At 41.9% G+C, this 21460-nt stretch carries 12 protein-coding genes and 1 pseudogene; 6 read left to right on the plus strand and 7 right to left on the minus strand.

Annotated features, from left to right (window positions below; all coding sequences use genetic code 11):
* Window positions 1-72: 72 nt before the first annotated feature.
* Both B9T26_RS09235 and B9T26_RS09240 read right to left on the minus strand, forming a co-directional pair.
* The gene (locus B9T26_RS09235; RefSeq protein WP_086199415.1) at window positions 73-4497 is read right to left on the minus strand and encodes a filamentous hemagglutinin N-terminal domain-containing protein; all 4425 of its coding nucleotides are present in this window, start codon (window positions 4495-4497) and stop codon (window positions 73-75) included.
* Between the two features lie 254 nt (window positions 4498-4751).
* A complete protein-coding gene (locus tag B9T26_RS09240; RefSeq protein ID WP_086199416.1) occupies window positions 4752-5072 on the minus strand; it encodes a YqfO family protein in 321 nt (106 codons plus the stop codon).
* A gap of 374 nt (window positions 5073-5446) precedes the next feature.
* On the opposite strand from B9T26_RS09240, the gene B9T26_RS09245 reads away from it, so the two are divergent.
* Together B9T26_RS09245 and B9T26_RS09250 are read left to right on the plus strand one after the other, a co-directional pair.
* Window positions 5447-7951 carry an acyl-CoA dehydrogenase gene (locus B9T26_RS09245; RefSeq protein WP_086199417.1) on the plus strand — a complete coding sequence of 835 codons (2505 nt, stop codon included), beginning with the start codon at window positions 5447-5449 and terminating at the stop codon, window positions 7949-7951.
* Window positions 7952-8090: 139 nt separating this feature from the next.
* Window positions 8091-8726 carry a hypothetical protein gene (locus B9T26_RS09250; RefSeq protein ID WP_086199418.1) on the plus strand — a complete coding sequence of 212 codons (636 nt, stop codon included), beginning with the start codon at window positions 8091-8093 and terminating at the stop codon, window positions 8724-8726.
* A 220-nt stretch (window positions 8727-8946) separates the two neighbouring features.
* On the opposite strand, the gene B9T26_RS15895 is transcribed toward B9T26_RS09250, so the two are convergent.
* Window positions 8947-9078, minus strand: coding sequence for a KGW motif small protein (locus B9T26_RS15895; RefSeq protein WP_264754450.1), 132 nt, complete (start codon window positions 9076-9078; stop codon window positions 8947-8949).
* A gap of 310 nt (window positions 9079-9388) precedes the next feature.
* Window positions 9389-13222, minus strand: a complete 3834-nt coding sequence (purL, locus tag B9T26_RS09255; protein WP_086199419.1) for a phosphoribosylformylglycinamidine synthase — start codon at window positions 13220-13222, stop codon at window positions 9389-9391.
* Window positions 13223-14013: 791 nt separating this feature from the next.
* Between purL and B9T26_RS09260 the strand changes: the two are divergent.
* Window positions 14014-14325, plus strand: a pseudogene (locus B9T26_RS09260) (deoxyguanosinetriphosphate triphosphohydrolase); the annotation flags it as partial.
* A 400-nt stretch (window positions 14326-14725) separates the two neighbouring features.
* On the opposite strand, the gene B9T26_RS09265 reads toward B9T26_RS09260, so the two are convergent.
* Window positions 14726-16360, minus strand: a complete 1635-nt coding sequence (locus tag B9T26_RS09265; RefSeq protein ID WP_086199420.1) for an arylsulfatase — start codon at window positions 16358-16360, stop codon at window positions 14726-14728.
* Window positions 16361-16566: 206 nt separating this feature from the next.
* On the opposite strand from B9T26_RS09265, the gene B9T26_RS09270 reads away from it, so the two are divergent.
* The 3 genes from B9T26_RS09270 to ruvB all read left to right on the plus strand — a co-directional run bounded on the left by B9T26_RS09270 (window position 16567) and on the right by ruvB (window position 19955).
* A complete protein-coding gene (locus B9T26_RS09270) occupies window positions 16567-17907 on the plus strand; it encodes a deoxyguanosinetriphosphate triphosphohydrolase (RefSeq protein WP_086199421.1) in 1341 nt (446 codons plus the stop codon).
* A 175-nt stretch (window positions 17908-18082) separates the two neighbouring features.
* Window positions 18083-18685 (plus strand): Holliday junction branch migration protein RuvA, encoded by a 603-nt coding sequence (gene ruvA, locus B9T26_RS09275; protein WP_086199422.1) that lies wholly within the window; start codon window positions 18083-18085, stop codon window positions 18683-18685.
* A 262-nt stretch (window positions 18686-18947) separates the two neighbouring features.
* The gene (gene ruvB, locus B9T26_RS09285; protein WP_086199424.1) at window positions 18948-19955 is read left to right on the plus strand and encodes a Holliday junction branch migration DNA helicase RuvB; all 1008 of its coding nucleotides are present in this window, start codon (window positions 18948-18950) and stop codon (window positions 19953-19955) included.
* 12 nt (window positions 19956-19967) lie between these two features.
* Here ruvB and B9T26_RS09290 read toward each other — a convergent pair whose 3' ends face one another.
* Together B9T26_RS09290 and B9T26_RS09295 are read right to left on the minus strand one after the other, a co-directional pair.
* Complete coding sequence (locus B9T26_RS09290; RefSeq protein WP_086199425.1) at window positions 19968-20630, minus strand: hypothetical protein; 663 nt, start codon at window positions 20628-20630, stop codon at window positions 19968-19970.
* Between the two features lie 78 nt (window positions 20631-20708).
* Window positions 20709-21290: a hypothetical protein gene (locus B9T26_RS09295; protein ID WP_086199426.1), complete on the minus strand. Its 582-nt coding sequence runs from the start codon at window positions 21288-21290 to the stop codon at window positions 20709-20711.
* Window positions 21291-21460 lie beyond the last annotated feature (170 nt).

Genomic DNA, 21460 nt, shown 5'->3' on the forward strand with positions numbered 1-21460 from the left:
CCGCGCAGTCAATGATTTAAATCGCTGTGCTGCCGAAATGGGGCCTGCATCATGTGTCCTTATAGCTCAATTTCATTTTGCAGGAGTGGCTTGTTTCAATTTTTCAAGCGCTGCTTGCTTAGCTGCTGCCGACCCATTACTGCTTGAATTATTTGAATTTATTTGATTTAAGAGCATTTTCAATTGTTCTATATCTGAGCTGTTCATGCCTGAAGAGAACGGATTTGATGCACCGGCTGAATTTAAGCCAGTATCCGGTTTAGGTTTAGGCACAGTATTCGAATCTAAAAGCTTGGCCAGCAATGTAGCAAATTGCTCTGTTGTTATATTTCCAGAAGGATTAAACGCTCCAGTACCATCAATTAATCCAGCTTTTTGTATAGCTTCTATATATGACAGTGCATACCCACCAGCAGGCATATCCTGAAAGCCTGAAGTGTTTGATGGGTTGTTATCTGCTACTCCCAAAATTAATGCAGCTACTTTGGCAAATTGCGCTCGATTCATCTCATCAGAACCCAAGGCATTGCCACTGACTCCATCAAAAACTCCAGCAGATATTAATGCATCAAACTTTACCTTTGTCGCAGCATCCAAATCTTTCAAATCACTAAAATCAGCAGAAGTCTTTGGCCGATTCGCACTATTATTAGAGCTGCCAGTATTAGAAGCTATTCCAGCTGGACTCTCTGCGTTATTAGAATTATTTAGCGGAAGACTTTGAGCCCCCCCCATACCTGCAGAAGGTAAAATACTTGCTGGAAGCACAGTATCAGAAGGCGTACCTGCTGAACGTCCAAAACTAGCAGGTGGTTTAAACTCAATTCCTGGATTCACAGGAACGATAATTGGAGGTGGCATCTGTGTTGGTGCTAAATTAAGGGCACCACTAGAATGAGATAGTTGTATTAGACCATCAATAACTTGTACGGATAACCCAGATGCAGAAGATCCAGATAAAGGTGGAACTGCTGCGTTATTAGCATTATTCGTATTTGAAGTATCTAAGGACAGTGGAAGACTCGGATTACCTCCTGCACTTGCAGAAGGTAAAACACTTGCTGGAAGCGCAGCACTTGCAGCAGCTGGAACAGATGAATTTCCATTATTACTCATGACAGGAACGGCTGGTGGTTGAGCAACATTACGCATATTGCCAATAATAGAACTTCGGCTGTCCTGCATTTTCTTAATGAAGTTCGTCATAACATCAAATGCTTCATTGCGCTTATTAGACAAACCCTGCAAGCGGATCATGTCCATTTGCTGAGAGTTTGCCCCTGAATCTATTTGACTTTTAATTCCTGTTTGCAATGCCTCTATATCTGCTTTATTTAAAATATTGCCTTTCAATAAGCTTCTAATATCTACACCAGCAGCTTGAGCATCAACTTTTAGCTTCTGGAATAGCATGTCTATATTTGATCCGGCAGTAAGCTGGATAGACTTTTGATTTGATGAAGAAAATATCGCCAATAAAGCTTGCAAGCTATTCAATGTCGTATTGAGTTTGCCAATTTGCTCATTTTTAGCCTGCACTCCCGCAATCTGATCTCGAAGCTGACTTTCCAATAAGTTCGCTCTTTGAGTTTGAACAGCCATTAACGCACCAAGATCCATTCCAGCCACATTTATTGGCGAAATCGCAGCTATATTATTCATATTAGGCGTGCTGGCTGGCGTTGCCAAATCACTTATATTTGCATTACTCGCCGCAGTAATATTGGCCTGTGCGCTAAGCTGTAAATTAGCTAACTGATAGTTTTGTGCAGCGTCACCTGTCAACACCAGATTTTGAATATTGACTTGTTTATTGTTGCCCACAGCAGCATCAGAAAATATCCCTTGCCCGATAACACCGAGCTGATCTCCCTGCAAGAGACCATCAAAAACAGCATTGGCTGTATTCAGTATCGCTAAATTTGTCCCGTCATACGTCTTATTATTTGCGCTAATTCCGGTGATATTACTGATAGTGGCCTTATCAATTTTGACCTCGGCCGCTTCAAATGCAAGATCATATCCATTTTGTACAGAATACAACCCGCTCAATTGTGACTTATGAACACCTGCATTTTTGCCACCGCCTTCATAAACAGCATTTCCCTTTATCTTTGAAGTATCGGCATTCTGTACAGAGTTGGCATAACTGCTGCTGTTTTGATTTGAACCATTATATACAGTGTGATAGTCATCTGCTTTAACTGCCAATGGCGTTAAAAATGCTCGCAGTAATGGCCCTGTCTGACTTTCATAAATCCTCCATGCTGCACCACTGCCCGCCATATCACTAATATTCCAACCTAAATCCAGGTAGTTTTGTTTTGATTTAGTCTGACTGTCTGTTAAGGTGCTTTCCGCTCCGGCATCATTCCAGACTGTTATATCACCATCTGCCTGAGTGAAATAACCATTGCTTATGGAAGATCCCCAATTATCTCCAATCAGTACACTTGGGCCATTTTCACTATTCACCTGAGCAGTACTATAAACCTGATCGACAGTGCTGTAATAACCAGCGCCAACCAAGCCTCCTACAGCATAGCGCCCCGTCACACTCCCTTGCACAAAACTGTTGCTCAGCTTTGAATTACTCATACTACCAATGAGTCCACCTACTGACTCACCACCTTGAATCTGTGCATTGATTAAACCTACATTGCGGATATCCGCATCATCAATCTTTCCAAATAAGCCAACATAGCTGCCTTGTCCTTGGTAGCCCTGCTTATCGATTTTCAGATTTTCAATCACATGACCTAAACCATCAAACAATCCTGTAAACGGACTGTTTCCTGCATTTGGCCCACTACCTTCAATCAGGGTGCCAATCGGTGAAAAATTAGCGATACTGCTTGCATCAAGATTAGTGCCTAGTGCGTAGTTTCCAACCAAATCATCTTTCATTGCCTGCAAAGCTGTCACATCAGTAATGACTTGAAATTCTTTTAAATTTGCAACATCCGAGCCACGTTGTGTACTGAAATTTAAACCTTGCTGTAAATGCACCGGTGCTTGTATAAAATAGTCCGCATAGGTTGGCATGGTCTGATCATGAATAGCACTATAAACGGTACCATTACTGCCATCAGTACTTTGCTGTCCGTATTTCAGTACCAGTTTTCCGCCATCACCCTGACTGGCATCTATGACATTATTGATATAAATATTGTTATAGGCATCCAGTGTCAGTGTTTTTCCACTGTCCCATTGAACGGCGTCATTCACTAAAATATCGCCTTTCCCGGCGCTGTTGTTCTGGGTCAGGGAAGAATTGTTCGAGACTGTCGCCTGTGTTTCTGTGGTTTGAATCGTTACATCGGTATTTTTTAGTGCAGCATTCAGTGCTGCACCGGTCATGTTTCCGTTTTTAGCAGCAACCACAAAATCTACCGGATCGATCAGCCATGTTCCCGTTTTGCCATCTGCACTCGCCTTTGTACTTACCTGCGCTAGGTCAGCAATATTTACACTGGCAGCAGAGGTTTCAATAAAACCGCCATTTTGACCATTTTTCCCTTCAGTGACTAAGCTGCCAGAAATGTTTACCGCACCCTTAGACATATCACCTAACAGTACAATTTCACCTTTGGCATTGGTTTCCAAACGGTTTGCCTGAATATAGCCCGTATGGTTCACCACTGCTCTGCCCAGCTGTTTTTCTGCAACTGCGGTCAAATGCACCACTCCATTATCTGCAATAATGGCGCCGCCATTATCAACCAAGCCCTGCAATGTTCCTTGGTCTATGTCATAGCTTGCAAGTTTTCCATTTTGCAGACTGACACGAACTTTATCCGCTGCAGTTAATTCGACCTGACCATTGGGTGCAGTAATAGAACCCGTATTTTTTACAATAGGTGCAATGAGCGCAACCGTCCCGCCATTTGCGATCTGAATATCACCATGATTTTCAACTGCGCCATTTTCCCCACGCCCTGCAAAAGTAAACTTGCCTTGCAATAAATCGTGTTCTTTTAAATCTAGGGTTGAAGCAACAATACCGCCCACATTGACTTGAGCAGTTTTAGAGAAAATCACACCATTTGGATTAATCAGAAAAACCTGACCGTTCGCATTTAGCCGGCCCATAATTTGACTGGCGTTGTTGTCCAGCACACGATTTAATGCGATCGAAGATTGATTCTGCTGATTAAAATTGACTGTTGCATGACTACCAATATTAAAAGTGTTCCAATTGGTTGAAAGATTTTGAGTATGCTGATTAATATTTAGCGTATTACCTGTTTGGGTAAAATCGGCACTGCCAGAAATCACCTGCTGACCTGTTGGCAAAGTTGTGTCATTCATGGCAGCAAAAATGCTGCTACTGAGAGTGAGTAAAACGGCGCTTAAAGCACAGGACATCAGTACTTTAATCATATTTTTATTTGTATCTGAAACAGTTCCATTGCCAGAATGGCGTTTTGCTAATTCTGATACTGCTTGCCAGCAGTGCATTTTATTATTCCAAACCACTCTATAGAATCTGTTCATGATTAATCTCGGGAAAATTCAAGCATTAATCAATTATTAGAACATCACCCTTTACCGCGGTATATCACTAGAATTGGGTATTTTTAAAAAATACAAGATAATTTATAAGCTATTTTGTTTAATTTTCGTTTTATATACATAATATTTAGTTGAACCTCAAAGTGAATCATAACCCCATGGCTAACCAGAAAGTTCATTCCTGCACTTTTCTATCTAACGCATGACATCCATGTCGCCCTTTCACAAATCAAATATCATTCATAATTTATATCCACCATCTGTATAAACTCAAAAGCCGGCTCTTCATAGGGATGGCTTGCCTTTAATGCTTTTGCGACATTAGCTGCTCGATCTTCAGGCACAATGGTTTCCACCCGCCATTCTTCAACCTGTTCTAGCTCTCCGACTTCGCCAATAAACGGATTGGCCCCTTTCACTGGTTTAAACTGGCCTGTACCCAGAACCTGCCAGGCACAATGCTCATAGTTGCCAATGCCACCTGCCCCTGCTTCAAAGACCGCGGTTTTGGTTGATTCCAGATGAGATTCGGGAACATAGTAGATCAATTTAAGCATGCCGGTATTTCTCTAAATTCATTGATTGTTATAGTAATACTACCTCCACACGCATCTCGCTGTATGATTTATTACTTATTCAAAAATAATAAAAATCTAAATAGATAGAGATACAAGTCGCTATTACTTTTCGTGACATTTCTCTTACAGTTCAATCTTTTACACTATTCAAAAAACACTCTATGTTAAAAACAAGATTTAATTTTATAAATTCGGGATGAAAGGTTTTCATTCGCCTCCCGGTCTTAACAACAATATTTTTATTACACCTAAAGTCATTCTAATAAAACAGTGCGAGAAATTATCTTGCGATTTTTAGATACCCTTTACTGTTTCTCTGACTTTGATCCGGTGTAAGCAACTGGAGAAAATAAATGTTATTCATCATCAGTGTGCTTATTCAATTTTTTACAATCTGGGCGATTTTCTTTTTTGGATTGAGCCGTAATACCGGGGCAATTACAACCATTATCGTTGCAGTAGTCACTGCATTTATTAGCCCATGGTCGCTGATTTTTGGTATTCCGCTCATCCTCATCAGTTTAATTGTGATGATTGATGCATTGCGAATGGCATTGATTACCAAGCCTGCGTATAAAGCTCTGGCGAATGCCATGCCGACAATGAGCACCACTGAACGCGAAGCTTTGGATGCAGGCACCAGCTGGTGGGAAAAAGACCTGTTTATGGGAGCACCCGACTGGTCCAAATTTGAAAGCTATCCTTATCCTACACTTTCTCCAGAAGAACAATCTTTTTTAGATCATGAAGTCGAACAGTTATGCAGTATGCTAAATGACTGGGATATTCATCATCACTATAAAGACTTGCCGCCTGAAGCATGGACCTACATTCGTGAAAATGGTTTTTTAGGCCTGATTATTCCCAAAGAATATGGTGGTCGTGCCTTTAGTTCATTTGCCCAAAGCCGCATTATGAGCAAGATTGCTTCACGTTCCTTAACGGCAGCGGTCAGCTGTATGGTACCTAACTCTTTAGGGCCGGGTGAGTTGCTGCTGCATTATGGAACTGAAGAACAAAAAAATCGTTACTTACCCGGATTAGCTAAAGGTGAAGAAATTCCCTGTTTTGGTCTCACCAGTCCGGAAGCAGGTTCCGATGCCGGTGCAATTCCGGATACTGGCGTGGTGTGCTATGGCGAATTTGAAGGTCAGCAAGTGCTTGGCCTACGCATGAATTTTTCCAAACGCTGGATTACCCTTGCCCCGATTGCCACCGTGATTGGACTGGCTTTTAAGCTGTATGATCCCGACGGATTGCTAGGCGATAAAAGCAAAATGGAATATGGCATTACCTGTGCCCTGATTCCTGCCAGTCACGCGGGCGTAAAAGTGGGAGCACGGCATAATCCCGGTTCCCCTTTTATGAACGGAACCGTAGATGGCAAGGATGTGTTCATTCCACTGGACTGGATTATTGGCGGTGCTGAAAATATTGGTAAAGGCTGGCGTATGCTGATGGAATGCTTAGCTGTAGGTCGCGGCATTTCCCTGCCTGCCTTATCTACTGCGGCCAGTGAAATGACCTATCTAAACGTAGGCGCTTTTGCCAAAATCCGTCAACAATTCAAGATTTCAGTCGGCAAATTTGAAGGTGTGCAGGAAGCCACCAGTGATATTGCCAGTGATACCTATATGCTGGAAGCTTTTCGTTATTTGGTCACGTGTGGACTTAATCAGGGGGGTAAACCTGCTGTGATGACGGCAATGGCTAAATACTACGCTACTGAAACCATGCGCCGCGTCGTCAATCACGGGATGGATGTCGTTGGTGGCCGTGCCGTGCAAATGGGGCCACGCAACTTTTTAGCACTTTATTATCAAACTATTCCAGTGTCGATTACGGTTGAAGGCGCCAATATCCTCAGTCGTTCTTTAATGATTTTTGGTCAGGGTTCTATGCGTTGTCACCCTTATCTGTTTGAGGAATTGCAACTGCTGCAAGCCAAAGATAAAGACATAGCTCTAAAAAGCTTTAACGATATGCTGTTCAAGCACCTAGGCTACACCTTTAACCGGACTGCGCGCGCCTTTGCTTATGGCTATGTGGGTGGCTCATCTGATGCACCAAAAAGCGTAGATGACTTTACTCGTCCCTATTACAAGATTATTAACCGTTTAAGTGCCAGCTTTTCAGTCACTGCCGATATGTGTTTAGGCTTACTTGCGGGTGATATTAAACGCAAAGAAATGCTTTCGGGTCGCCTGGCAGATATTCATGCCAATCTGTTTATCAGTACAGCCATTCTTAAATATTATGAACATGGCAAAAAAACTGAGGCTGAACAGGTTCATGCAAAACTGGCACTGGAAAAATCCCTGTTTAACGCGCAGGAAGCTTTTTATGGTCTGTTTGCTAACTTCCCTGTCGGCATTGCGGCTGGCTTAGTAAAATTCATTTGTTTCCCGCTTGGTCGGCCTGTTAAAACACCAAGCGATGCTTTGAAACAACAGGCTGGCGAGATCATTATGCAGGACAATGCTTTCCGCGATGAACTGAAAAAACACGTGTTCTATAAGACAGATGAAAATGATGTTACGGGCCGTATGGAATCAACCTTTAACATGCTATTAGAAATAGAACCCCTATGGGATAAATTCAAGAAAGCAGAATCTAAAGGTCAATTTAAAGGTTTAACTTTTGATGAACGCCTTGCAGATGCTGTAGAAATCGGTTTTATCACTGAAGATGAAGCATCGAAACTTGCTGTTTATAATGCTAAACGTTACGACAGTATGCTGACCGATGTTTTTGATTCTGAGCTTGATCAAACGCTGGAACTGGAAAATCCTTATAATGATGAGGAAGAATCCGCGCCTATGCCTGATCCGAAACAGCAAGAACCTTTATCACCATAAAAATTTAAAAGATAAAAAACGGCTGAGGAGCCGTTTTTTATAGTCCACATTCTAGTGAATCGCTGAATTTGATTATTTTAAACATCTAAAAGTTTAGTTATGCTCTTTTCATTCATTATTACTTCGAAACAAAAGGGCTATGTCCAATAAACAAAATATCAATGAAATAACTTTATCAACAGCAGAAAATATTGCTGATGAGTTAATTTTTAAATCGGCAACAACATTTGTTGAAGATTTAGCTAAATCAGTTCCTGTTGCTTCAATAGCACTAGGATTAACAAAGGCAATATCAAACTATAAAACAGCAAAAGATCAACGCCAATTATTAGCATTTATTCAAGAGGCTGAGAATACTGATGCAAAATTTATAGAAAAATTCTTTAAAGATAAAAACAACACTGAATTAGGTTTTGAAATTCTAGGAATTCTTGATCAGACTTACTTAGAAAAACAAGCTCGAATGATTTTTAGAACAGCAAAATTATTTAAAGAGAAAGAAATTAATAAGTTAGAATTTGATAAATATACTTATATTATTACCCACTTGAATAGTCATCTTATAAACATTTTACAGGAACTCTTTTTCCTAAAAACAAATAACGAAGATCCAGAATTTGAATTTGATATCTCTAATCCCAATATGGAATTGGTTAGCTTTCAATTTTTAAGAGAAGTTGAATCCCCTCTAGTATTTGATGGTAAAACAAAAATTGCTCGATATAAACGAACAGATGAGTTTTATCAATTTTACGAAAAAATCTTTAAAGACTAAATCAAATCACATGACTAGCGACATGGATGTCGCACATTTGGCAGAGATACAAGGATGTATCTTCTGCCAAATAAAAGGTTTTTGTTACTTTTGACCTTTCAAAAGTAAAACGTCGCCTACGCGTTTTAGATTAAAACTTTGAACAATGAGTGCGGCTATAAATATCAATATTGAAGCCATAAAAAAAACCACCTCACGGTGGCTTTTTCAGTCTAAAAAATTAAGAACTTTGAAACAAATAGCTACCGATCAAGAACAACACTTGTAGCCCAACGACTGCCATAAAAAACATCCAGCCTTTTTTACGTAAAGTCGCTTTATCAACATTTGTATAGGTTGCAGTTTTTAGCATTGTGTCACCTCGCTTAGAGATTCAATCCTGAACTTGTATTTAGTGAACCATCTTTCTTCTATATTGCATTGTGATTGTGCATAAAACACACAAATTATTATTCACTCCAATATAAAAGCAAAATCCAAACCAAGTCCAGCGGGAGAAGTAAAAATTTAATACCAACAAAAAAACCACCTACAGGTGGTCTAAAAAATCGAGTGCGATTATATTTGCAAAATCATAGATTCACAATAATTATTATATCAATTGGTAAATTTTAAAGCTAAAAAAAAGCCACCCGAAGGTGGCTTTTTAAATTCGGGAAATATTAACCAATAAACTTGCGCGCATTACGGAACATGCGTAACCATGCACCATCTTCAGTCCATTCTTCTGGTTTCCAAGAATGCTGAATTGCACGGAAGTTACGTTCAGGGTGCGGCATCATAATCGTTGCACGACCATCTTTCGAAGTCACACCGGTAATCGCTTCTGGTGAACCGTTCGGGTTCAATGGATATTGCTGTGTAGCATTACCCAAGCTGTCTACATAACGTAGACTGACTTGGTTGCCTGCATTTAACGCAGCAATCTTGTCTTCAGTTGCAACTACACGGCCTTCACCATGTGCTACCGCGATTGGAAGAATCGAACCTTCCATACCATCTAACAAGATCGAGTTAGATTTTTCTACACGAACGTTGACTGCACGCGCTTCAAACACTTCAGAAGTGTTACGGTGGAAACGCGGCCAGTTTTCTGCACCCGGAATCAGTGGAGCCAATTGCGACAACATTTGACAGCCATTACAGATACCCAATGAGAAGGTTTCTTGACGATGGAAGAATTTCTCGAACTGGTCACGAAGTTTAGGGTTAAACAAGACTGATTTCGCCCAGCCGCCGCCTGCACCCATCACGTCACCGTAAGAGAAGCCACCACACGCTACAATACCTTCAAAGTCATCCAGGCTGATGCGGCCAGCAAGCAAGTCGCTCATGTGCACGTCAATAGTGTTGAAGCCGACTTTATCGAATGCCGCAGCCATTTCCACATGACCGTTTACGCCTTGTTCGCGCAAAATCACCATGTTTGGACGGCGTGAATTGATGTACGGTGCTTCTACAGGTTCGTTCAAGTCGAATGTAGGCTGAGCAATAATACCTTTGTGATTCTTGTCTGTAATCAAAGCAAACTCAGAATCCGCAGTTTCTACGTTGTCACGTAGACGCTGGATTTGATGCGATACTTCAGTCCATGCTACTTGTAGATCAGCACGTTCAAGCACTAAACCATTCACAGTTAACTGGTCAGTATTGTTCACTGTACCTACAACTGCAATTGTATCTTTTAAGCTAGATGCGGCAACTTCTGCTTGAAGTTCTGCCCAATCAGATTTGCTGATTTGAAGAACTGCACCAATTTCTTCAGCAAACAGGCTTGCAGTAGATTGATCTTCTAAAGCCACACCCAGACGCGAAGCGAACATCATTTCTGCAACAGTCGCTAACAAGCCGCCATCACCGATGTCATGGTAAGCCTTGATCAAGCCACGGTTGTTCCAGTCCTGCACCAATGCGAAGAATGCTTTGAAGTCTTCGAAGCTGTCTACATCTGGTGTTACAGAACCAATCGCTTTGTAAACCTGAGCCAGGATCGAACCGCCTAGACGGAACTGACCTTTAGACAAGTCGATACGTACCAGCACTGACTCTAGGTTTTTCAATTCAGGAGTCAATGTTTTGCGAACATCAGTCACAGGAGCAAATGCTGTAATTACACCTGACATTGGAGATGTTACAGACTTGTCTTCATCTTCGTCTTTCCAGGTGGTACGCATAGACAATGAGTCTTTACCTACAGGAATGGCAATACCTAAAGCAGGACACATTTCCATACCGATGGCTTTCACACCTTCGAACAACGCCTGGTCTTCACCTTTTTGGCCTGCTGCAGCCATCCAGTTTGCTGACAATTTAATGTCGCTGATCTGGTCGATTTTTGCAGACATGATGTTACTGATTGATTCAGCCACAGCCAAACGTGCAGAAGCCGCTGGATTAAGAAGTGCTACTGGCGGACGTTCGCCCATCGCCATGGCTTCACCTGTGTAACCGACCAGGCTTGTTGTGGTTACCGCAGCATCTGCTACAGGAACTTGCCAACGACCGACCATCTGGTCACGTGCAACCATACCGGTAATCGAACGGTCACCAATGGTGATCAAGAATGATTTAGAAGCAACGGTCGGATTTTTAAGTACACGGAAAATCGCATCTTTCAAATCCACTTGAGCGGCATCAAAGTCATCGCCTTTGCGTTCAATCGTTTCATATGAACGGCTCATGCGTGGTGTACCACCAAGCATCACTTGCATTGGCATATCCACAGCTTTATTTTCAAACAATGGATCTTCAACGGTTAAGTGACGAGCTTCAGTCGCTTCACCCAACACTGCAAACGGACAACGCTCGCGTGCACAAAGTGATTCAAACAGGCTTAAAGAACTTGGGCGAATCGCCAATACATAACGTTCTTGCGCTTCGTTTGACCAGATCTCCATTGGAGACATGCCCGGCTCAAGTGATGGAATCTTACGCAGGTTAAGTACTGCACCCAATTCATGGTCGTTGACCAGCTCAGGCATCGCATTGGATACACCGCCCGCACCCACGTCATGTACAGATACGATCGGGTTGTAATCTTCCATGCGCCAGCAAGCATCAATCACTTCTTGGCAACGGCGTTCCATTTCAGGGTTTTCACGTTGTACAGAAGCGAAATCCAGGTTTTCACCCAACTTACCGCTATCTACTGAAGATGCAGCACCACCACCTAAGCCGATCAGCATCGCTGGACCGCCAAGCACGATCAGTAAATCGCCCGGTTGAATCGCATCTTTTTCAACATGGTCAGGACGGATGTTACCGTAACCACCGGCAATCATGATTGGTTTGTGGAAACCTTTCACTTCGCCATTCACATTTTGTTCGAAAGTACGGAAGTAACCGTTTAACGCAGGACGACCAAATTCGTTGTTAAACGCAGCACCACCCAATGGCCCTTCAATCATGATTTGAAGTGGCGATGCCATACGTGACGGCTTACCGTAATTTTCTTCCCAAGGCTGTTCAAAACCTGGAATATTCAGGTTAGACACCGTGAAACCGGTTAAACCTGCTTTCGGTTTACCACCACGACCCGTTGCGCCTTCATCACGGATTTCACCGCCTGAACCGGTCGCAGCACCGGCAAATGGTGCAATCGCTGTTGGATGGTTGTGAGTTTCCACTTTCATTAAGATGTGAGCGGCCTGGCTCTTGTATTTATAAACGTGGTGACCGGTTGCTTCGTCTTTTTTCGGATAGAAACGCTGGGTATCAAAGCCCACGATTACAGAAGCGTTATCTTTATAGGCAGATAAAACATCTGTAGGAGATTCTTTATAAGTGTTTTTAATCATTTGGAACAATGACAATGGCTGTTTTTCACCATCGATTGTCCATTCAGAACCAAAGATTTTATGACGGCAATGCTCTGAGTTCGCTTGCGCAAACATCATCAGTTCGATGTCATGCGGGTTACGACCCATCTTGATAAAGGCTTCGGTCAGATAATCAATTTCTTCATCAGAAAGTGCAAAACCAAATTCAGAGTTGGCCTTAACCAGTGCTTGTTTACCCTGACCTAGAATATCAATGCTATTTAAAGGCTTTGGTGCTGTCTCAGAGAATAATGCCGCAGCATCTTCAATTTGATTAAACACACTTTCGGTCATGCGGTCATGTAAAACCTGTTTAACTGCATCAGATACTTCGGAAATACCCTTTAAAGTAAACAAAACACCGCGTTCTAGGCGGTGTATCGGGGTATTACAGTTGGCAAAAATATCAGTTGCTTTAGAAGACCACGGCGAGATTGTTCCTAAACGCGGTGTAACTAAAATTTGAATTTCATCATTTGCTGCTTGGCGAACTTCAAAAGAAGCACCATCGTTTAATAGTTGTAATGCAGATTGATGCTGCTGCTCGTTGAGCGCTTGATCAAACAGATAAATCCATTGACTTTCAATTGATTGAACAGAACTCATTGACGCGAGACGGTTTAAGAGTTGAGTTTTCTTAAAAGAAGAGTGTGCTGGTGCACCGGCCACGATAAACATGCTGATTTTGGCTCCACGGGCAGGTCTTTTGGACCATACCGCCAATGTGACTTAGAGAGAGCGCATATTCTACTGCGTATTGGCAAAATCAGCTAGATAGAAATTCACGAATGTGCCATCAATTCGCTCAAGAACACGCAAGAATATTTTATTTTTCAGATAAAAATTTTGAATCTTATACAAATTTAAGCCTGTACTATGTTGTTTCTAAATATTATTGCAATACTGAAGCTTATGCTCAATTTCGTATCTTTTAGCTAGTGTTACATAATTCTGCATTTTTTCATCCTTGATGTCTTAGAGTTCTTTCATAAATCATTTTTCAATAACTATAAGCTGTTCGTAAAGTTAAAAGAAAACGTAGATTTTAGCAGGCATTGGATTCATGAGTGTGGCATGGCTGCCACACGTTTCCCCTCCCTTGCGCTGCATTTTAAAGCAGTGCTTAAAACTGGCTCAGGAGGTCGTGTATGGGAAACACAAGGTTTTTCTTGCGGACTCCAAATATATTTTGAGATCCTCATTTTGACCTTTCAAAAGTAGAGATATTGCCTACGCAAAGGTGTCAAAATAGTAACAGTCAAAGGAGGCAGTGCTAATTTAAGGAAATCTAATATTGAACATTTTCTAATTCATGAAAGAGATCTCTTGAACAAATGATCAAGCTCAAACACTAGCACACAGTTCAGTGCATTATCAGAAAGACAAATCATGTCGTGCTGCTCTAGTAGGTTGGACTTTTTTTGGCATGATGAATTCAGGTCTTCACTGAATAATGATAAATGGAATAAATGCGTTGGTTAGAACTGCTTTCGACAGTTCGTATTGGTAGCAAAAAACAAAGTTCAGAACAGGCACGTAGCCCATTTCATAAAGATTATGACCGCATTATCTTTTCGCAAAGTTTTCGACAATTAAACCGTAAAACCCAGGTTCATCCGCTGACACAGCACGATGGCATTCACACCCGTTTAACCCATTCGCTTGAAGTGTCTTGTATTGGTCGCTCACTGGGCATGCTGGCAGCGGAAAAAATTAAAGATCAACTGCCAGTTTGGATTTCCCCTGCCGATGTCGGTGCCATTATTCAGGCAGCCTGCCTTTTTCGCTTCATTTACTATGTATTTTGCAGTGGCAAGACCATCTGCCGTTCCTACAGCGTGGTTTCCACCATTATTTGCGGCAATCTTTTGAAAACCATCTAAATGCGCCATCATTTTTGTACTGTCTCGAGTTACTGGCAAATGCTGAACTTCTGTAGCAGAAAGCACAAATTTTACACAGCAATACAGCCAATCAGCGATACGCTGCAACTGATTGCCAGTAACGGCACCAATAAATACTTCATCTTCATTTCCCCCCTCTTTTATACTCACTAACGTATGAGAATTCTAAGTGAGCCCTGACATGAAGATATAGATGCTTTAAATAAGCCACTGTCGCAAACATGCGGACATAAAAAAATGGAGCTTTTTTAAAGCTCCATTTTTTGATCAGTTTTCATTAAGCAGATTTATTTAATGCAAAATCCGCATCCGTAAGTTCAATCACACCATTTTCTTTGACATAGACTTTCCAATGTTCCAGTAGTTCATGCAGTTTTTCTGGATATTGCTCAGCTAAATCATCTGTTTCACCAGCATCCGTAGCCAAGTTATACAGCTGCCATTTGTTCGGCCCATTCGGCGCTGGTATAAATAACGCTTTCCAATCTCCCTTACGCAGTGCCTTTTGCCCAAACAGTTCCCAGCCCGTGATATGGTCTGCATCATGTATGCGGTCTTGCTGCTGATTTAAATAAGGTAAAATACTTTTACCGCGTAACGGCACCAATTCACGACCTTTATATTGCGCCCCCGGATGCTGTATATCCAAAATATCTAAAAGAGTGGGTAGCCAATCCATTACAGTGAGAAATTCTTGGCTAATACCTTGCTGGCGTGTAACACCAGCATATTTAATAAATGCTGGTGTACGGATACCACCTTCACTGGTATGCGCTTTATACAAACGGGACGGTGCTGTTGCCGCCTGCGCCCAATGCTCACCATACCAAACATAAGAATTGCCATTGCCAATATTATCTAAAGCATTGTCATAATATTTTGCAATCACGGTAGAAATATCCGGACCAAATACTGGCAATGCTTCCAGCTGAGCACCTTCTGCACCATTATCCGACAAGAAAATAATCAGCGTATTATCGTATTCGCCTGTATCTTTCAAATGCTGAATGACACGCCCAACATTTTGATCCAAACGATCAACCATAGCCGCATAGACTTCCATTGTTCGAGCTGATTGTTGCTTTTCAGCATCTGACAGTTCATCCCAAAATTTGGTTTTCGCGAGTACTGGATGAATCGTTGCATCTGCACCAACCAAACCCAGCTCACGAGCACGCACTAAACGTTTTTGACGTAGCTCTTCTGGACCAGCATCATACTTAGCTCGGTATTTTTCAATATCTTCTCTAGGTGCCTGAAGTGGCCAGTGTGGCGCTGAAAAAGGCAAATAAGCAAAAAATGGACGGCCTTGGCGCTGCACATCATCCTGCAAATACTCCAGCAAACGCTCAGTAAAATAATCTGAAGAATAAAAATCTTCGGGCAGTGACGTCACATATTCATCATTTTCCGCATATAAACCGCGGGTGACTTTCAGCAGCCCAGGAATCTCTTCTTCTGGAATATCGGCTTCATAAGCATAGTGATTGGCTGCCCCCGGCAGTAGTGTAAATGAACGCTCAAAACCGCGACGCGCAGGAAAACGCTCGGGCGTCAGTCCTAAATGCCATTTGCCAGACAAAACAGTGTAATAGCCAGCATCCTGTAACAGTTCCGGCAGTGCTGCGACCTGATCATTCAAATAACCTTCATAACCTGGCTGGCCTTTTTGTTCGGGACGAATAGCTTCTGCCATCGATCCCAATCCAGCCAAATGATGATCTGTGCCAGACAGTAGCATTGAACGCGTTGGCGAACAGGTCGATGCTGTATGAAAATTAGTAAATCTTAAGCCTTCAAGCGCAATCGTGTCTAAGTTCGGTGTTTGAATTTCCCCGCCAAAGGCACCTAGGTCAGTAAAACCCAAATCATCTGCGACAATTAATAAAATATTCGGCTGCTGTTTTGACATCTGTTTCTATCTACATTTTTATTAAAAATCAACAGTGCCTGAAAACAATCCTTAAGCCTTGTCAAAGATTTGACACTTTCTAGCTGAATTTCCGCAAAACTATGCACTGAATAGTGCATGAAAAGTGTCAAACTATGACGCGCTACTCTAGTGCATTCCATGTAATTTTGGCATCATGCATATAGCAAATAACTGAATAACGATAAATGGAACAAATGCGTTGGTTGGAACTGCTTTCGACAGTTCGTATTGGTAGCAAAAAACAAAGTTCAGAACAGGCACGTAGCCCATTTCATAAAGATTATGACCGCATTATCTTTTCGCAAAGTTTTCGACAATTAAACCGTAAAACCCAGGTTCACCCGCTGACACAGCACGATGGCATTCACACCCGTTTAACCCATTCACTTGAAGTGTCTTGTATTGGTCGTTCACTGGGCATGCTGGCAGCGGAAAAAATTAAAGATCAACTGCCAGTCTGGATTTCCCCTGCCGATGTCGGTGCCATTATTCAGGCCGCCTGCCTGGCGCATGATATTGGCAATCCACCCTTTGGACATGCTGGTGAATATGCGATTCGCGAATGGTTTGATGATGCATCACATGGCAATTTTCTGGAAAAACTCACTTCAGAAGAACAAGCCGATGTACGTCAATTTGAAGGCAATGCCCAAGGCTTACGTTTATTGACCAAAATTGACTACCATCCGAATGACGGCGGTATGCGCCTGACTTATGCCACTTTAGGCGCTTACTTAAAGTATCCGTGGCTGTCTAAAACGATTGCTTCTCAAGGTGACCGCCCTGCCAGTCAACGCGCCAAGTTCGGCTGTTATCAATCAGAAAAAGAGATTCTAAAGCAGATTGCTGAACAGCTCGGTTTAATTCAGCTCGGCGAATATCAGTATTGCCGTCATCCGCTGACCTATTTACTGGAAGCCGCAGATGATATTTGCTACGCCCTGATTGATCTGGAAGATGGCATTATTTTAAATATGCTGTCTTATGAAGAAGTGGAACCTATTTTCCTCGACCTGATTGCGGATTATGGCAGACCGGAAGAACTGTCTATGCCCACCACGACCTGGCAGCAAAAAATTGCCGCTTTACGTGGCCGGGTGATGAAACGGCTGGTGGATGAAGTGACCTCAGCATTTGCCAGACATCACTATGAAATTTTGTCGGGACAACTTAAAGGCAGCTTGTTGCAATATTGTTCCGAAGATATTGAACGTGGCATTGACCGAGCGAAGAATCTGGCGCGTGACAAGATTTTTGAACATCCGCAAAAAGCCGGACTGGAAATTATTGCGCATCAAAGCCTGCAAAATATTTTAGATGCCTTTATTCCACTGACGACGCCACACAAGACTTTAAGCTTTAAAGAACAGCGCTTGATGTCCATGTTGCAACGTGCCGGTGTGAATTTTCAAAGCAATCATTATGAAAATATTATGCAAGTGTTGGATATTATTTCGAAATTCTCTGACCATCAGGCCTATAACCTATCACAAGAGTTACAAGGCAATAAGGCAGGTTTGATCTAAAACATTTTTCGCAGTTGGGCGGATCATAAACCTTATTGATGAATATTCGAGACAGAGCGACTTTAAATCGACAACTAATTTGCTCTTAACAAGCAAAAAAATTCCACGAGCATTTTGCCTTTCATGCAAATGCTCACTACTATGCAACGAACGATAGATAAAGTGACAAATTAAAATGATTGGATGTCTCATTGGTGAAGTGTTTGCTCTAGAAGCACCGACAGTACTGTTAAATGTCAATGGTGTAGGCTATGAAGTGGATACTCCGCTTTCTACATTTTGCCAATTACAGAAAGGCCAAAAAGTCACCTTATGGACGCACCTCGCCGTTCGTGAAGATGCTCAGCTTTTATATGGCTTCTTGAATGCCCAGGAAAAAATCATCTTCCGCACCCTGCTGAAAGTCAACGGCGTAGGCCCTAAAATGGCACTCGGCATATTATCGACCTTAAGCGTAGAAATGCTGATTCATACCGTGGAACATGAAGATATCAACAGCCTGGTGAAAGTTCCTGGTGTAGGCAAGAAAACCGCTGAACGCTTGATGATTGAACTGCGTGACCGTTTTAAAGCCATGTCTGCCGGCACTGCCAATAATCCTGCATCAGCACAGCAAATCCAGTTTAGCGGTAACTCGGCTGTGGCAGAAGCCGAAGCGGCATTGCAATCTTTAGGTTATAAACCTTTAGAAGCACAGAAACTGGTGAATGCAGCCAAAGGTGATTTCACCGAAGCATCAGATATCATTCGCGCTGCATTAAAATCGATGAATAAATAGCCTCATGATTTGAAGTTATAGATGTAAATAGATGCAATGAAAGGCAGCATGGATGCTGCCGCAAAAATATGGCATATGGACATGCCATTATTTCTGCAAAGGGTTTTGTTACTTTGCGCGGTATACTGCTCATCTGTCAAAAGTAAGGCATCGCCTACGCGAAAGCAGTGAATATCTTTCATCATTCGCGGCCGTGCAACTAAATGTGGTATGTATGACCATAACGCGACAATCGAATTCACGAAAATAGAACTGACTTAATATGCAAGACCGTCTCATCAGTGGTTCTGAAAAACCCGAAGATCATTTTGATCGTGCCATTCGCCCGACTTCACTGGATGACTATATTGGTCAGCCAGTGGTACGCGAGCAAATGGAAATCTTTATTGGCGCAGCCCGTGGCCGTGGCGAAGCCCTCGACCATACCCTGATTTTTGGCCCACCGGGTTTGGGTAAAACCACGCTGGCCAATATTATTGCTCGGGAAATGGGCGGTAATTTAAAATCAACTTCTGGTCCTGTTCTGGAACGTGCCGGTGATCTGGCCGCCATGCTGACCAATCTGGAAGAAGGTGACGTTTTATTTATTGATGAAATTCACCGTCTTTCTCCTGTGATTGAAGAAATCCTGTATCCCGCCATGGAAGATTACCAGCTGGATATCATGATTGGTGAAGGCCCTGGCGCACGTTCCATTAAACTGGATTTGCCGCCATTTACCTTGGTGGCTGCAACAACTCGTGCAGGCTTGCTCACCTCTCCACTGCGTGACCGTTTTGGTATTGTGCAGCGTTTAGAATTTTATTCAGTTGCAGACCTGACTCACATTGTTTCACGTTCAGCCAGTTTAATGGATGTTCCCATGACCGCTGATGGCGCAAAAGAAATTGCTCGTCGCGCACGTGGTACACCGCGTATTGCCAACCGTTTGCTACGTCGCGTGCGTGACTATGCTCAAGTCAAAGGTACAGGCGAAGTCACTCAGGACATGGCACAACGTGCTCTTGATATGCTAAATGTCGATAAAGATGGTTTGGACACTTTAGACCGTCGCTACTTGAGTATGTTGCTAGAGCGTTTTGATGGTGGTCCTGCAGGTGTCGAAGCTTTGGCTGCGGCGATGGCGGAAGATTCAGGTACTCTGGAAGATGTGATTGAACCTTACCTGATTCAGCAAGGCTATACCATGCGTACTGCACGTGGCCGTATTGCAACAAATATGGCGTATTTACAGTTTGGCATGACACCGCCAGAGCCGAAAGAGAAATAATTCAAAAGCAGCTTAAGCTGCTTTTTGGTTATTAAAAATAAGTTTTAAATTGTGTTTAAGAATCTTTTGTAAAACTAAATGTAATGATTTGAGCTCGTTCAACTCATCTTCTTTAAACTTACGCTTTGCAAAATTATCCAGGCTTTTTGAAACCCACATTTTCATATTTTCAAAGTCGACACTCAGTTCTTGTGTAGCAAAATTCTGTAATTCAACTAATGCTTGTAATCTATCAAGTTGCTCTATTAATTCATTACCTTGCTTGGCTAATTCAGTAAGTTCTGAATTAAAATTTTCTTCGATCAAAGCACAGGCATTAGATTGAATACACTCATTAATAAGCTGAATAGTACTAGTATAATTTACCGTATACTCCCTTACACATGAATACACCCTGACTCTTTGCTCAATAACTGATTGTATCCAATCCTTATTTTTATGGTAATGAGTTTCTATTTGTTTTTGCTTTTCTTGGCTTTCGATTAAGTTCTTATTAGACTCAATTTGACCTTGTGTCGACTTCCTTACAATATAAATAGTCACTATAAAAGCAAGCAATGACATAACAATTGCGCCTATCGAAATCCAATCCGTATCTTGTTCAATTTTAATCACTAATTGTTGACCACTTAGCTGTTGTAAAATCACCGCCTGTGCATTTTCTTGTTGTGCCATCTTTCCCAAACTTATTTTTAAAATATTCGTTGGGGTTATCTTAAAGGTTTTTCTTTTTAATTTTAATTAATTAGATACTTATAAATTAGAGATAACACGTACCTCTTCCACCAGCATCAACTCACACGCACCATTCCCTGTATCTTCACGACTTAAAGAACTGCGCCACTTCCAGCCATCATCAGCCGTGACCTCAACCAGTTGTCCTTTCAAATAAATCAGATCATCCTGATCAATCTCTTTCAGCTGTTTTGCAATCTGATTTGATGCAGGGATCAAGTGCGTATTGGCGCTGTGCGTTGAAATTTCATTCACAGGTATAGGCGGTGCATTTTCATAACGCCAGTAGTACCAGCGATTACTCTGACTGATCGACAACTGCTTATAAACAGCAGGATTGGTCATGCTGCCCCATCCCAAAGCAAAATCTACTGGACTGAGTTCGGCCTCTCGCCCGAAACTATAGTCTTCTCTTGATAAAACCCGAAACTCGCCAGCATACGCTTCAAGATTTTTCATACTGTAACCATCAAACTGATGGATTCCTTGAGCAGATTGATAATCAGCAGCCTCTGAAATACCTTTATCCGGTTTCAGCCAGTAATTCCACAGTGCAAACCCCAAGGCTAAAATAATGATATATTTCAAAAAGCGACTCATCTAAATCTCGCATGTTTAGTTATGCTGTAATAACTTAATAATAAATTGAATCGGATTAAATCTCGGGGTCACAGATCCGAAATTAACTTTTACAACAACCACAATTTATAGAAGCTCATTTCAAAATAAGATACATAAATTTACAAAGTAAAAGTACTAATAAAAACCTT

The sequence above is a fragment of the Acinetobacter sp. ANC 4169 genome, assembly GCF_002135355.1.
Lineage (GTDB): Bacteria > Pseudomonadota > Gammaproteobacteria > Pseudomonadales > Moraxellaceae > Acinetobacter.